This is a genomic window from Streptomyces sp. MCA2, from assembly GCF_023544705.1.
In the GTDB taxonomy this organism is placed as follows: Bacteria; Actinomycetota; Actinomycetes; order Streptomycetales; family Streptomycetaceae; genus Streptomyces; species Streptomyces decoyicus.
On record NZ_JAMJFM010000020.1, the window covers coordinates 80,100 to 94,383 of the forward strand.

Annotated in this window: 11 protein-coding genes; 6 read left to right on the forward strand and 5 right to left on the reverse strand. The window is 71.7% G+C overall.

Translation table 11 applies throughout. The annotated features are described in order from the left end of the window. Positions 1-5: 5 nt before the first annotated feature. On the reverse strand, positions 6-530 hold the full coding sequence (locus M8I34_RS18740) for a DinB family protein (protein ID WP_250050567.1): 525 nt from the start codon (positions 528-530) through the stop codon (positions 6-8). Between the two features lie 334 nt (positions 531-864). Between M8I34_RS18740 and M8I34_RS18745 the strand changes: the two genes are divergently transcribed. Both M8I34_RS18745 and M8I34_RS18750 read left to right on the forward strand, forming a co-directional pair. Beyond that, a complete protein-coding gene (locus tag M8I34_RS18745) occupies positions 865-3,651 on the forward strand; it encodes a SpoIIE family protein phosphatase/ATP-binding protein (protein ID WP_250050608.1) in 2,787 nt (928 codons plus the stop codon). Between the two features lie 187 nt (positions 3,652-3,838). Beyond that, the gene (locus tag M8I34_RS18750; protein WP_250050568.1) at positions 3,839-4,327 is read left to right on the forward strand and encodes a hypothetical protein; all 489 of its coding nucleotides are present in this window, start codon (positions 3,839-3,841) and stop codon (positions 4,325-4,327) included. A 44-nt stretch (positions 4,328-4,371) separates the two neighbouring features. Here M8I34_RS18750 and M8I34_RS18755 read toward each other — a convergent pair whose 3' ends face one another. Next, positions 4,372-4,845 (reverse strand): DUF4118 domain-containing protein, encoded by a 474-nt coding sequence (locus M8I34_RS18755; protein ID WP_250050569.1) that lies wholly within the window; start codon positions 4,843-4,845, stop codon positions 4,372-4,374. Between the two features lie 286 nt (positions 4,846-5,131). On the opposite strand from M8I34_RS18755, the gene M8I34_RS18760 reads away from it, so the two are divergent. Both M8I34_RS18760 and M8I34_RS18765 read left to right on the forward strand, forming a co-directional pair. Continuing rightward, entirely contained in the window at positions 5,132-7,099 is a 1,968-nt protein-coding gene (locus tag M8I34_RS18760; protein ID WP_250050570.1) for an amino acid transporter, read from the forward strand. A gap of 90 nt (positions 7,100-7,189) precedes the next feature. Continuing rightward, positions 7,190-7,999 (forward strand): maleylpyruvate isomerase family mycothiol-dependent enzyme, encoded by an 810-nt coding sequence (locus M8I34_RS18765; RefSeq protein WP_250050571.1) that lies wholly within the window; start codon positions 7,190-7,192, stop codon positions 7,997-7,999. Between the two features lie 81 nt (positions 8,000-8,080). Here M8I34_RS18765 and M8I34_RS18770 read toward each other — a convergent pair whose 3' ends face one another. Beyond that, positions 8,081-8,302 carry a hypothetical protein gene (locus M8I34_RS18770; RefSeq protein WP_250050572.1) on the reverse strand — a complete coding sequence of 74 codons (222 nt, stop codon included), beginning with the start codon at positions 8,300-8,302 and terminating at the stop codon, positions 8,081-8,083. Positions 8,303-8,433: 131 nt separating this feature from the next. Between M8I34_RS18770 and M8I34_RS18775 the strand changes: the two genes are divergently transcribed. After that, positions 8,434-9,213, forward strand: coding sequence for a TetR/AcrR family transcriptional regulator (locus M8I34_RS18775; RefSeq protein ID WP_250050573.1), 780 nt, complete (start codon positions 8,434-8,436; stop codon positions 9,211-9,213). Between the two features lie 28 nt (positions 9,214-9,241). Here M8I34_RS18775 and M8I34_RS18780 read toward each other — a convergent pair whose 3' ends face one another. Further along, positions 9,242-10,429, reverse strand: a complete 1,188-nt coding sequence (locus tag M8I34_RS18780) for an acyltransferase (RefSeq protein ID WP_250050574.1) — start codon at positions 10,427-10,429, stop codon at positions 9,242-9,244. Continuing rightward, complete coding sequence (locus tag M8I34_RS18785; RefSeq protein WP_250050575.1) at positions 10,426-12,831, reverse strand: glycosyltransferase; 2,406 nt, start codon at positions 12,829-12,831, stop codon at positions 10,426-10,428. Before M8I34_RS18785 ends, M8I34_RS18780 begins: the two co-directional genes overlap by 4 nt. A gap of 648 nt (positions 12,832-13,479) precedes the next feature. Between M8I34_RS18785 and M8I34_RS18790 the strand changes: the two genes are divergently transcribed. Continuing rightward, on the forward strand, positions 13,480-14,205 hold the full coding sequence (locus M8I34_RS18790) for a transcriptional regulator (RefSeq protein WP_250050576.1): 726 nt from the start codon (positions 13,480-13,482) through the stop codon (positions 14,203-14,205). Positions 14,206-14,284: the final 79 nt, after the last annotated feature.

A 14,284-nucleotide genomic window follows, 5' to 3' on the forward strand; every position in this document is an offset into this window, starting at 1 on the left:
CGGGCTCAGGGGCCCGTAGCGCCGTCGATGCTCTCCCTGATCAGATCCGCATGGCCGTTGTGGCGTGCGTACTCCTCGATCATGTGGACCAGGATCCAGCGCAGCGAAACCTGGCCGCCGAGGTACGCGGCCTCTCGCCCCGAGAGCTTGCCGGTGTCGTCCAGCGAAGCGGCGGCGGCCGCCTCGCGGCTCCGTGCGACTTCCGCGCGCCAATGGGCCAGCGCCTCGTCGATCCCCCGGTCCGGGGCGAGCGTGAACCCGTCCTTGTCCCCCGCCTCGCTTAGCGGCGGCATGTCCTGACCGGCGAACACCCGCTGGAACCAGTTGCGTTCGACGATGGCCATGTGCTGGACCAGGCCCAGCAGCGACATGGACGAGGGTGTCACCGAGGCCAGGCGGAGCTGACGGTCGTCCAGCCCTGCGCACTTGAGGGCGAGCGTGTCGCGGTGGAAGTCCAACCAGGCTTCCAGCATGGCGCGTTCATCGGCTTGCGGGGGCGGGATGCGCCGTCCGTCCGGTGTGGTCTCCATGCGCCTCACCCTTGCACAGGCCGTCGGAGGGCGGCGTGGCAATACCGCGCTCCGGCACCGCTGTGCAGGAGCGCCACGCAAGGGCGGAAGAGGAGGGACGAGGGAGGCCGCGGGCTCGCACGCCCGCTCGGGGCGGCGGCAGGAAGGAAGCGGCCGGGCATCGCCCCGTGGCGTGCGGGCGGGCGCGCCGGAGGGGCACGGTGTCGGCGCAGCCGGCGGCCGGTCACCCTGCGGTGGAGCACAATGCTAAATATGGGTCATGACGGAAAATTTCGGGCGAGAAGGTGACGATTCTCAGGCGTCATCACGCTCCCCGGGACAGCGCCTCCGCTCGCTGCTGAATGTGCACAGCGTCGCGAGCCAGGTGTTCGTGTTGCAGCTCGCCCTCGCGGTGCTGCTGGTCATCGCGGCAGTCGTGGCCCTCGCCCTCCAGTCCCAGGGCGCGAGCATGCAGGAGGCCCGTCAGCGCTCCTTCGTCGGGGCCACCACCTTCGCCCATGCGCCCGGAACACTCGCCGCCATGAAATCCCGCGACCCCACCGCGCTGCTGCAACCTCAGACGGAGGCGGCACGCAAGGCCTCCGGTGTCGACTACATCGTCGCGTTCAGCCCCACGGGCATCCGCTGGACCCATCCCGATACGCGTCTGATCGGCAAGCATGTCGTCAGTAACGCCTATCGGCCCTCGCCCAGCGCGAGGCCGCACATCTCCACCTTCACCTCGGCCCTCGGTCCCGCCGTGAACACGACGGTCCCGGTCGTCGACCGGAACGGCTCGACCGCCGGGTTCGTGTCCGTCGGCATCCGCGTCCAGCGGACGTCCGAGCAGGTGCTGCACCAGCTGCCGCTGCTGGTCGGCTCCGCCGCCGGGGGGCTGCTGCTCGTCGTCGGCGGGGCGGCATGGGTGAGCCGTCGGCTGCGGCGGCAGACGCACGGGCTGCATCCGGCCGAGTTGCGGCGGATGTACGAACACCATGACGCGGTGCTGCACGCCGTCCGGGAGGGCGTACTGATCATCGGCAGCGACGGGCGGCTGCTGCTGGCCAACGACGAGGCCCGGCGGCTGCTCGCCCTGCCCGCGGACGCGGAGCGGCGCCCGGTCGTGACTCTCGGCCTGGAACCGCGGCTGAGCGCACTGCTGACCTCGGGGCGGGAGGCGACCGATGAAGTACTGCTGGCGGGCGACCGGCTGCTCGCGGCGAACGTCCGGCCGACCGCCCCCTACGGCGGGCCCGCCGGGACCGTGGTGACGCTGCGGGACTCCACCGAACTGCGGGCGCTGGCCGGACGCGCGGGCGTGGCCCAGGAGCGGCTGCGGCTGATCTATGACGCGGGGCTGCGGATCGGCACCACGCTGGAGGTGGGGCGTACCGCCGAGGAGCTGGCCGATGTGGCCGTCCCCCGGTTCGCCGGGGTGGCCACCGTCGAGTTGCTGGAGCCGGTGCTGCGGGGCGACGAACCGGTGGCCGGGGTGGGCACCGCGCTGCGGCGGATGGCGGTCAGCGGTGTCACCGAGGAGTCGGCGAACTACCGGGTGGGCGAGGTGCTGAGGTTTGTGCCCGGCACCCCGATGGCGACGGCTCTGGAGAGCGGCCGTCCGGTCCTGGTGGACGATCTGCGCAGGTCGGACGAGTGGCGGCGGCAGGACCCCCGGGGCACCCAGCGGGTGCTGGATGCCGGCATCCGGTCGCTGATCGCCGTTCCGTTGCAGGCGCGGGGCGTGGTGCTGGGGCTGGCCAACTTCTGGCGGGACGAGACCTCCGGCGACTTCGAGGAGGAGGACCTGGCCTTCGCCGAGGAGCTGGCGGCGCGTGCCGCGGTCTCCATCGACAACGCCCGCCGCTACACCCGCGAGCACACCACGGCCGTCACCCTTCAGCGCAGTCTGCTGCCGCAGACCCTGCCCGAGCAGTCCGCGCTGGAGGTGGCGCACCGCTATCTGCCCGCGCACGCCGGGGTCGGCGGCGACTGGTTCGATGTCATCCCGCTGCCCGGGGCCCGGGTCGCGCTGGTGGTCGGCGATGTCGTCGGACACGGGCTGCACGCCGCCGCCACCATGGGCCGGCTGCGGACCGCCGTGCACAACTTCTCCGCCCTCGACCTGCCGCCCGACGAACTCCTCAACCACCTGGACGAACTCGTCGCCCATATCGATACGGACGAGGCGCAGGCGGCGGCCTCCGGCAGCGGCGAGCAGGGCGACGACGAGGGCACCTGGCCGGGCGGCAGGGACAGCGACACGGCGGGGGCGCGGGCGAACATGCGACGCACCGGTATCACCGGCGCGACCTGCCTGTACGCCATCTACGACCCGGTCGGCGGCCGGGTCACCCTGGCCAGGGCGGGCCACCCGGGGCCGGCCGTGATCGCCTCCGACGGCACCGTCTCGTTCCCCGACCTGCCCGTCTCCCCACCGCTGGGCCTGGGCGGCAGGGAGCCGGTGGAGACCACGGAACTCACCCTGAGCGAGGGCTCCCGGCTGGTGCTCTACACGGACGGGCTGATCGAGGGCCGTGACCGCGATATCGGCGCCGGGCTGGAGCGGCTCCGTACGGCCCTGACCACCGCGGCGGACCGCACGCCGGAGCAGATCTGCACGGCGGTCCTCGACACGATGCTGCCCGAACACCCCGGAGACGACATCGCCCTGCTGGTGGCCCGTACCCGGTTGCTGGACCACAGCCGGGTGGCCGAATGGGAGGTGTCCTCCGACCCGTCGGCCGTCGCCCCCGTCCGGTCGGCCTGCCTGCGCACGCTGGAGTCCTGGGGTCTGGAGGCGCTCGCGTTCACCACCGAGCTGATCCTCAGCGAGCTGATCACCAATGCCATCCGCTACGGGGCGCAGCCGATCCGGGTCCGTCTGCTGTACGACCGCGCCCTGATCTGCGAGGTCTCCGACGGCACCAGTGCCTCCCCGCATCTGCGCCGGGCCGCGATCACGGACGAGGGCGGCCGCGGCCTCTTCCTCGTCGCCCAGTTCGCCCAGCACTGGGGCACCCGTTACACGCCGGACGGCAAGGTCATCTGGACCGAGCAGTCCCTCGACGGCGGCCGGCCGGAACCCGGTCCGGACTCGGCCGACGACATCCTCGACCAGTGGGACGACGTCCCTGCGCTGTGACGGGCGGTCGTGCCACGCGGTCCAGGTCCGGTGGCAGCGGAGCCGCCCGCCGTCGCCGGTGCCCCGCCCGCCCGCGCGGCCGACAGTCGCCCGGTGCGCCGGCTCGCCCGCGCGACTGCCGGATGCACCCCCGTTGCCCCCTGGCTAAGCTCGGTGAAGGGGCCGAAGATCTGATCTTGGAGGCTCCATGGTGCGGCTGCCCGAAGCGCGTGATCTGGCCCCGCGACTGGCCACCGGCGCGTTCATCCTGAACTCCGGACTGTCGAAGCTGCGGGCCGATCAGGCCACCGCGCAGGCCGTGCACGGCATGGCCTGTGTGGCGTATCCGTTCCTGGAGAAGATTCCCGCCGAGCGGTTCACCCGGCTGCTGGCGGTCTCGGAACTCACGGTCGGCGGCGCGCTGCTGGCCCCGTTCGTACCGACCCGGCTGGCCGGACTGGCGCTGACCGGGTTCTCCGGCGGGCTGGTCGGTCTGTATCTGCGCATCCCGGGGATGCGGCAGCAGGGAAGTCTGCGGCCGACCCAGGACGGGATTCCGATGGCCAAGGACAGCTGGATGCTGGGTATCGGGCTCGGGTTCCTGGCCACGCCGGGCCGGCGGCGGAGGGCCGCGGCGGCCCGGTACCGGCACGCGGCCGGCTGCCGTCGGCGCCACCGGGGCCGTTGCTGGTGCTGAGCGCCGCGGTCCGACCGGTGGCGGCCTGAGCCGGCGGGCCCCGGTCAGCGGGCCGGGTGCCGCCGGACGGCCCGTACGGCGGCGGCGCCGCCCGCGCCCGCCACACCGGCGAGCAGCAGGACGAGCAGACCCGTCCGGTCCTGCGGCTGGAAGGCCAGGTCGGAGCGCTGGTTGAGCACGAAGCCGTCGTAGAACATCCAGGACACCAGGACCACGGCGGGCAGCAGCACCGGCCGGGCGAGCAGGGACACGGCCACGGTCAGCAGGGCGAACAGCGCCAGCGCGACAGGGGCATGGGCGGTCCCACCGGTCAGCATCAGGGCGGTCACCAGCAGCGCCGCCCCCACGGCGCCGAGCGGCAGGGCGAGGTCCCGGGCGAGGGTGCGGTGGGGCCGCACCCGCGGGGCCGGGCGGGTGCGGGTCGGCGTCACCCTCGGGAACGGTGGGGTACGCGGGATGTGGGGTGCGTAGGGGAGGTACGGACGGTGCGGGGGCGCCGGACGGTGAAGGGTGGCCACGGGGAACACCTCCTGCTGCGGCCCCTGCGGCGGACCGGTCGGTCCCGTGGACCCGCGGTGGCCCCATACCGCCAGACTGCGCGCCGGAGGCGGTGCGGGGGCTCCGCCGTGCCGTCCCTTAACGCCGTGCGTACGGGCGGCGAACGGTTTCTGACACGGCCTTGACGGCGGGGGGATGTTGCCGATGTCGTCCCGCGCGGGGTGCGACGTGGCGCCGCTGACCTGGTGATGCATACTCGCTCCTCGTTGCCCGAACGACGACCGATGATCGGCAGGACGCACCCGCATGACCACTGTCCAGGCGGACCCCACGCCCCCCACCCCCACCTCCCGACGGTGGCGCGCCTGGCTCCTGGACGGACTGAGCAGCCAGGCCGCCCGCCACCCCGGGCCGCACGGCACCCCGCCGGCCGAGCACAAGGGCCACTCCTGGTGGCGCGTCATGTGTCTCACGGGCGTCGACTACTTCTCCACGCTGGGCTACCAGCCGGGCATCGCCGCCCTGGCGGCCGGGCTGCTCTCGCCGTTCGCCACGCTCGTGCTCATCGCACTGACCCTGCTCGGCGCGCTGCCCGTGTACCGCAGGGTCGCCAAGGAGAGCCCGAACGGCGAGGGTTCGATCGCCATGCTGGAGCGGCTGCTGCCGTGGTGGGCGGGGAAGCTGCTGGTCCTGGTGCTGCTGGGGTTCGCCGCGACGGACTTCATCATCACCATGACGCTGTCGGCCGCCGACGCCTCGGCGCACGTCGTGGAGAACCCGTTCGCCCCTCCCCTGCTGCACGGCGCCAACCTGTGGATCACCCTGGTGCTGCTGGCCGCCCTGGGTGCGGTGTTCCTCAAGGGCTTCCGTGAGGCGATCGGCATCGCCGTCGGACTGGTCGGAACCTATCTGGCGCTGAACGTCGTGGTCCTGGCCACCGCGGCCGGGAATGTGCTCGCGCACCCGGTGGTGATCGACAACTGGTGGGACGCGATGACCGCCCAGCACTCCTCACCGGTGGCGATCGTCGGTGTGGCGCTGCTGGTCTTCCCCAAGCTGGCGCTGGGCATGTCCGGCTTCGAGACGGGCGTGGCGGTCATGCCGCAGGTACAGGGCGCCGCCACCGACACCGCGGCGCGCCCGGCCGGCCGGATCCGGGGCACCCGCCGGCTGCTGACCACCGCGGCCCTGGTCATGAGCGGCTTCCTGCTGCTGTCGAGCCTGGCCACCACGCTGCTCATCCCGCAGAAGGAGTTCGAGACCGGCGGTTCGGCCAACGGGCGTGCGCTGGCCTACCTCGCGCACGAATACCTGGGCGAGGCCTTCGGCACCGTCTACGACCTCTCCACCATCGCCATCCTCTGGTTCGCCGGCGCCTCGGCGATGGCGGGACTGCTCAATCTCGTACCGCGTTATCTGCCGCGCTACGGCATGGCTCCGGAGTGGGCCCGTGCGGTGCGTCCGCTGGTGCTGATCTTCCTGGCCACCGCCTTCGCCATCACCTTCTTCTTCAACGCCAGCGTCGACGAGCAGAGCGGTGCGTATGCGACCGGTGTGCTGGTCCTGATGCTCTCGGCGTCCTTCGCCTCCACCGTCGCCGCCCGCCACCGGCGGCTGCGGGCGGCGACGGTCGGCTTCGGCGCCATCACGCTCGTCTTCGGCTACACCCTGGTCACCAATGTCATCGAGCGGCCGGACGGCCTGAAGATCGCGCTGCTGTTCATCCTCGGCATCCTGCTGACCTCGTTCGCCTCACGTGTCCACCGGGCCTTCGAACTGCGCGCCGTACAGGTCGATTTCGACGAGACGGCCGAGCGGCTGATCGGCGCCGCGATGGCGGCCGGGCCACTGCGGGTGATCGCCAACGAGCCCGACGAGCGGGACGCGGAGGAGTACCGGGAGAAGGAGTACAGCCAGCGCGAGGAGACCCATATACCCGACGGCCGGCCGGTGCTGTTCCTCGAGGTGACCGTCAGGGACTCCTCGGACTTCACCACGGATCTGCACGTCCGGGGCGAGGAGCGGTACGGGGCGCAGATCCTGCGGGTGGAGGGCGCCGGCGTGGCGAACACCATCGCCGCCGTCCTGATGCAGCTGCGCGAGCACACCGGGCAGGTGCCGCACGCCTACTTCAACTGGACCGAGGGCCATCCGTTCAGCCATCTGCTGCGCTTCCTGGTCTTCGGCGACGGCGAGGTCGCTCCGGTCGCCCGGGAGGTCCTCCGCCGCGCGGAGCCCGACCCGGCCCGGCGCCCGCGGGTCCACGTGGGCTGACGCGCCGCACGGGAAGGCGCTGTGACAGGCTGCGCGCACAGGCCCGGCCGGTGAGGTCGCCGGGCCCGGACGATCGGGAAGCACCGCACCATGAACACCTCGGATGACCCGGGCCGGACCGTGAGCCCCGCAGCGCACCTCGACGCGGTCGCGAGCGAGACCGCCCGGTTCGTGGCGGCCCTGGAGGGCGCGGACCTGTCGGCCCCGGTGCCCGGCTGCCCCGGCTGGACGCTCCTCGACCTGGTCCGGCACACCGGGAGCGTGCAGCGCTGGTTCTCCGTGCTGCTGCGGCAGCGCGTCCAGGAACCGCCGCGAAGCCGCGAGGTGGAGCTGCGGCTGCCGGCGGACGAGAGCGGCTACGGCAGCTGGCTGGCCGAGAGCGCGGCCGAGGCGGCCGCAGCGTGTGCGGTCACCGACCTGGATGCCCCGATGTGGGCGTGGGGCGCGGATCACCATGCCAGGTTCTGGGTACGGCGGATGCTGTTCGAGACGCTGGTGCATCGCACCGACGCGGAATCCGCCGTCGGCATCCGGCCGGTGATCGACCGTGATCTGGCGGCGGACGGCGTGGCCGAGTTCCTGGTCAATCTGCCGTTCGCCACGCTCTTCGCCCCCGAGGTGGCGCACCTGCGCGGCAACGGCGAGACCCTGCGCTTCCGGTGCACCGATACCCCGGCGGCGCACGGCGACTGGCTGGTCCGGCTGCGGCCGGACGGCTTCCTGGCCGAGCGGCGGCCCGTGGACACGGCGGACACCGCCACCGCGGACGCCGCCGTCAGCGGAGCGGCGGCGGATCTGCTGCTGCTCCTGTACGGACGCCTCGACCGCGGCTCGGACGCGTTCGAGAGCCACGGGGACGAGGAGCTGTTGAGCCGCTGGTTCGCCAACTCCGCGTTCTGAGGCTCCGGTTGCCCGCCGTCACCGGCGGGCCGGCAGCTCCTTGAGGCGGGCCGCCTGCTCCTCCTGGACACGCCGGACGGGTCAGCCCCGGCGGCCGAGCGCCTTCGCCCGGGTGTGGGACCAGCCCGTCAGCAGAACGCCCACGGCGACCAGCACTCCGTGCACGGACAGCGTGAGCGCGAAGCCTCCGCCCAGCCCGCCCAGGAGTCCGGTGCTGTCGTGGTCGACGAGTAACCGGATCGCCCCTTGCGCGAAAACCACCATCAGGGCGGCGCCGATGATCTGCAAGATGTCGTACTTCATGAGTCCCCCAAGTCCTCTCGGACGTCCCCTGTCCCCCTCGGGACGTTACGAACGTATCATTGAGGAATCAGCAATTCGCTGCTGAATTACTGATGCATTCGCATTTCGTCACACAATTTCAGGGGTGGGAAATGAGAATTGAGCGTGACGAAAAGGGAGAGGCACAGAGGGCGGTGTGCCGGATGTGCCCGGCGGCCGTCCCGGCGACGGGGCGGGGCCGGCCGGCGCTCTACTGCTCACGGAGCTGCCAGGCGAAGGCGTACCGGCGACGCAAGCAGCCGCCCGTTCCGGCGGCCGAGCAGCCGACGGCAGGCGCCCCGTCACACCGCCGTCGGCAGATCGCCGAGGCCCTCTGGCGGATCGCCGCCGAGCGGGGGCTGCACGCGGCGAGCCTGCGGGAGGTGGCGGCCGAGGCCGGTGTCTCGTTGCGCGCGGTCCAGTACCACTTCACGAGCAAGCACCGGCTGCTGGTCGACGCGCTGCGCATGCTGCACGCGGAGAACGAGCGCATCGCCCGCTCCCGTATCCGGTTCGACGCCACCGATCCCCGTGCCCTGCTGCGGGCGGTGCTGGACGAGTTCCTGCCGGTGGATGCCCAACGCACCACCGCGCTGCGGGTGTTCGCCGCGTACTACGCCCGCAGCCTGACCGACCCGGCGCTCGCCAAGGTCTTTCTGCCCGATGAACAGCCCCTGGAGCGCCTGGTGGCGGAGCTGATCAGCGGGGCGCAGACCGACGGGCGGACCGTCCCCGGTCTCGACGCGTGGCGCGAGGCCGATCTGCTGGTGTCCGGCGCGGTGGGGCTGGGCAACGATGTGCTCCACGGCCGCCGGGCGCTGGACGAGGTGCGCCGCACGCTCGACTACCACCTCGACAAGATCTTCGCCGGAGACCCGCGCACAGGGCGCTGATCTCCGGCGAAGGCGGTGGCGGAGGCGGTCAGCGGGTGGCCGGCTCCGGATAGAAGTCCCGCGGCCGGCCGCGGTGGTCCTTGAGACGGCCCAGCAGACTCGCCGGGTATTCGATGAGCCAGTAGCTCGCCGTGGCCACCGGCACCGCCGCCGCGAACACGATCAGCAGCGCCAACGGGAAGCCCGACTGGCCGGTGGGCAGCAGCCCGGCCTGGTGGAGCTGGAGCATGACCGGCTCGTGCCAGATGAAGAGGCTGTAGCTGACCAGTCCGGCCGCGGCCAGCCAACGGGACGCCAAAAAGCCCTGCCAGAACGTCTGTTGACGTACATGGAGGGTGCTGAAGATCAGCACCAGCCACAGGACCGAGGCGATCGGGTGGTAGAAGGTGAACGTGAAGTTCTCCGGACCGGAGTCCAGGGAGAGCGCGAACAGACCGGCCAGCGCGAACGCCACCAGCGGCAGCGCGGTGCGCGGGCCGAGCCGGCCCCGGTCACCGAGGGCGGCCGTCAGCACGGCCAGCCCCATCCCCGCCGCGAAGCCGCCGAAGCGGGCCTGCGGGCCGAAGTACACCACCCAGTCGGTGTGCGGCACCCCGAACCCGTAGTGGGCGACGGCGATCCAGGCGAGCGGCGCCGCGAACAGGAACAGACACCCCGCCGCGCACACCGCCACCCTGGTACGGCGCTGCCGCAGCGGACGGCAGGCGCGTACCGCCAGCGGCCCGAGCGCCACCAGCACGAGGTAGAAGAGCACCTCCAGCGACAGCGACCAGGTGGGGCCCAGGGTGTAGAAGATCCGCTGCTGGTCGAAGACATGGGTGAAGGTGAGGTGCTCGACCAGGTCCCGCCAGTTGCCCGGCAGGGTCGGATTGCGGCTCGCCCAGACGACCAGTACCGCCAGGACGTACAGCGGGAGGATCCGGATCGCCCGCCGGAAGAGGAAGTGCCGGGCCGTCCGGGTCGAGCGCCCGTCGATGGCGGCCCGTGCGTACGACAGCGTCAGCAGATACGCGGACAGCACGAAGAACAGGTCGATGACTTCGAGCGAGAGGACGGCGCCGATGACCGGGTTGTCGACCGGCGGATGGCCGCCCTCGGCGTCGTAGCGGAAGTACTGCTGCCAGACGTGGAAGGCGACGGTGCTGATCGCCGCGAGCCCGCGGAATCCGGCGACGGCACGGTTCCGGTTGCCGGCCGCGGCGTCCGTGCTGCTCATCGGCGGGCCACCGCCTTCACCGCGGCGGCCCGCGGGGTGACCCGCCACTGCCGGTCCCCCAACGCCTCCTTCAGATGGGCCTGCCGGGCCACCATGTTCTTGAAGTGGCTGTAGAAGAAGGTCGAGACGAACAGATACGACCAGAACCACGGGCCGCGGCCGCGGAGTTCGGGAACCGCCAGCCGCCAGGCGAAGAGCGCCTGCACCGGGCCGGCCGCCATGGTGAAGAGCATCGCCAGGACACACACCGGCACCGCCCAGTCGAGCCGCTGAAGCCCGCCGGCCTTCCATGCCGAGTACAGCAGGATGGGCAGGATCTGGAGCGTCAGCCACGGCTGCACCTCCCGCCATCCCAACAGCACGAACAGGCCCAGCTTCTGACGTGCCGTGAAGACCGGTGAGCGCAGGCCCCGCCACAGATGCTTGAGCGAGACCTGGAGCCAGCCCTGCGCCCAGCGGGAGCGCTGGTTCCACAGCGCCTTCAGCGTGGTGGGCGCCAGCTCACGGGAGATGAGGGTGCGGTCGACGGCGAACCGGGCGCCTTCGCCCAGCGCGCGCAGCGTCGAGTCGATGTCCTCGGTCAGCATCGAACCGTGCATACGGGTACGGGCCAGCAGGTCGGTGCGCCAGAACCCGTTCGAACCGCCGAACACGCCAAAACCGTAGAGCCGGGTACGGCCCGGGTGGCTGACCGCGTAGATCGCCTCGAACTCCACCGCCACCAGCTTGGCGACCCGGGAACTGTCGCCGTTGCGGATCACACAGTGGCCCTGGACGACGTCATGACCGTTGGACAGCCAGTGCCAGGCGTCGCGGAAGGAGGACGGGGCCGGATGGTGGTCGGCGTCGAAGATCCCGACGAACTCACCGCGGACGCGGGTGACCGCGGCGTTGACGTTCTGCGCCTTGGAGGTGGAGCCGGCGACCGGCAGCAGCACCAGCCGCGGGTCGCGGGCCGCGATCGTGCGGAGGGTGTCCTCGACGGGCAGCGGATGCGGTGTGTTGTACGCCAGCACGATCTCCAGCTCGGCGGGGTAGTCGAGGCGCAGGAACGACTCCACCGTTTCGACGATCGTCGCGGCCTCATTGGGCAGATACGCGGCGATGACGGCACTGGCCGGCGGGTACGGCGCTCCGGGCGTCTCGGGCCGGGCGACCGCGTCGAGCGAGAAGAGGCACTCCAGGACGATCAGCAGCGCGGACAGCACCAGTCCGGCCACCACCGCCCAGTACATCCCGGAGCCGAGGTCGAAGCCCAGCTCGTACGCCTGCTGGTAGAGCACGAACGGCACCGCGACACCGAGCAGCAGCACCAGCAGCGGGGAGAGCGCCGAGAGGGCGGGCCGGATCAGGGCCCTGAGCGGCGGGCGCCGGTGGCGGTGCGGCGTGCCGCGCATCCACGGTGCGTACCTGACCGGGCGCAGGTCCCGGTGGCGGAGCGCTTCCTGCACGGCGTCCCGGGCCTGGCCGGTGGCCCGGTTGCCGTCCGCGCATCCGGTGAGCGGCAGCCAGCCGATCGCCGGGGTGAGGCGGACGTTCTCGTCGGCGACGATGAACTTGGTGCCGGCCACGGTGGCGGCGAACTTCTCCAGGCCGCGGCGGGCCGTCTCCTCGTCGACGCCGGGCAGCAGCATCAGCAGACTGCCGTCCTCGTCCCAGCCGAGCCGGTCGCAGAAGCTGCCGAGCCGCTCCGCCACCCCGGCCAGCCGTTCGGCGACCTCGCGGCGCACCCGCGGCCCGAGCCGGGCCTCCAGGGCGGCCATCTCGGCGACACCGACCACGGCGAGCACGCCGCCGTGCCGGGCGGCCCCGGGGCGCTGTAATTCGCGGGCGAGTTCGTCGAGGAAGTGCGGGTGGGAGTACAGACCGGTGCGCGGGTCGCGCGGCAGGTTCTCGACCGGTACGGGGACCCGGCGGAGCTTGGCCGCGATACGGGCGGACAGCTCGACCGGGTCGGAGGCCTCGGGTATGCAGTCGTCGGCGCCGTGGTGCAGCATGTCCGCCACCCCGGCGGGCTCCGGCCTGGCGGTCACCATCAGGAGCGGCAGCGCCCGGCCTGCGGGGACGGTACGGACCTCGTGGATCATGTCGAGGCCGTGCGCGTCCCGGGCCCCGTGGACGCCCTCTTCGTCGAGGGCGACGATGGCGTCCGGCTGTGCCTGTCCCATCCGCCGTTCGACCTCGCCGGGCGGGGCCTGGCTCACCTCGTGGCCGGTGGCGCGCAGGGTCCGGGTGAGCCGCTCGCGGCGCGGTCCTGGAGCGCCGACCACGAGGACGTGCCCGCCGCTCGGGGAATCGGCGGGGCCGTCGTGGGCGGTGGGGGCGGTGGGGGCGTGGCGGGTCACATCGTCGAGCAGGGCCATGGGTGAGCCCTTTGCGTTGTTGTGGTGCGAAGTGAGCACCTGGGAATGTCCTTTCGTGCAAGGAGACATGCGAGAGCCGGACCGGCCGCCGAAGGGGCGGCAGCAGTCCGGGTCTTCAGCCGGTCGTCAGATGCATGACATGTGAGACGCCGCGCTCGCTCTTCGGGTCCGTCTCTCCGCGGAACGGACAAGGGCGCGCGGGCGCACGGCTGCTGAGGCAGGCTCCAAGCCTCGGAACGCACAGGTGCGTTCGAGCACTGATCGCATATGAAGGGTCCCATCCTGATCGGATTGTGGGGGAGGACCGGATGTCGGGTGTTACGGACCGGCACCGCGTGGCGGCGCCGGTCGATATCGCCAGCCTTGACGCTGACTGTGACACCACACCTTCTTCCACGTAACGCTCTTATTACGTCGTGCCGTCCAGGGGGTCTCAAGAAACGCTACCGCCCGGTAAGCACCGACGAATCGGCTATACCCAGTAAGCGAGTTGATGCGTGAAATCGGACAGATAGTGCACATCTCCCGCGCATCCGCCCTCGCGGCTCCTGCGCCCCTTCGACCCGAAGGGGAACTGGAGATTCGTACCTATCGACCATCTGTTAATCTGCCCGCTCCTGGAGGTTCCTCCATCTCCGCTCCCCCCAAGCACCCCCCGTTCACCGGGTGCAGCGAGGTGTCCCGTACGTGTACAGCACTCCCTTTTCCCCCGCAGAGGCCAGATCGGCGCGGGCCCGGGTGGGCCTGAGCACGGCTCAGGTCGCCCAGGCCATGACGGCGTGCGGCGCGCCGGTCCGTCCCGAACTGATCGAGGCCTGGGAGTACGGCACCCAGGCGCCGACCGAGTCGCAGCTGTTCGTCCTGGCGGATGTGCTGTGGTGTCCGCCGACGGCGCTGATGGGCGTCGAGCCCCGGACCCTGGCCGAACACCGGATGGCCCGCCAGCTGAGCGTGGAGCGGCTGGCGCAGCTGATCGGCATGGACCCGGCCATGTACTGGGCGGCCGAGTCGGCACAGCAGTGGAACGGCGACTACCGGCAGACCAAGGCACTGGTGGAGGCGCTGGGGCTGTCGCTGCGCAAGCTGATCGGGGTGATGGGCCACGACGAGGAGCTGGCCGGGCATCTGCGGTCGGCCATCGACGGACGCTGGAAGGCACAGGTAGGGGCGATCGCGAAGATCACCACGCTGAACAAGACCCGGGTGAGCGACGCCCTGCGCACGATGCATGCGGAGTTCGCGGAGTTCTCCGAGCGCTACATGGGGCATGTGGTGGCGCGGAACGACGACTCCCGGCTCAAGGAGGTCGCGGCGGAGCGCTCGGCGTATCTGCGCCGGCTGGTCGACCACTTCTGGGACCTGATCGGGGATGCGGGCGAGGCACCGCCGTTCAACAGCGTGCCCACCCACTGACGGGAGCGGCGAGGGCGCCGACGGAAGCGGGCGGGGAGGGGCCGGGATAACGGCTCCCTCCCCCCCCGCGGCCGTTCCC

Excerpts from the sequence above, each read along its gene's own strand:
- M8I34_RS18740 (WP_250050567.1), bottom strand. The coding sequence starts at position 530 with ATGGAGACCACACCGGACGGACGGCGCATCCCGCCCCCGCAAGCCGAT.
- M8I34_RS18750 (WP_250050568.1), top strand. The coding sequence starts at position 3,839 with ATGGTGCGGCTGCCCGAAGCGCGTGATCTGGCCCCGCGACTGGCCACC.
- M8I34_RS18760 (WP_250050570.1), top strand. The coding sequence starts at position 5,132 with ATGACCACTGTCCAGGCGGACCCCACGCCCCCCACCCCCACCTCCCGA.
- M8I34_RS18765 (WP_250050571.1), top strand. The coding sequence starts at position 7,190 with ATGAACACCTCGGATGACCCGGGCCGGACCGTGAGCCCCGCAGCGCAC.
- M8I34_RS18770 (WP_250050572.1), bottom strand. The coding sequence starts at position 8,302 with ATGAAGTACGACATCTTGCAGATCATCGGCGCCGCCCTGATGGTGGTT.
- M8I34_RS18775 (WP_250050573.1), top strand. The coding sequence starts at position 8,434 with ATGAGAATTGAGCGTGACGAAAAGGGAGAGGCACAGAGGGCGGTGTGC.
- M8I34_RS18780 (WP_250050574.1), bottom strand. The coding sequence starts at position 10,429 with ATGAGCAGCACGGACGCCGCGGCCGGCAACCGGAACCGTGCCGTCGCC.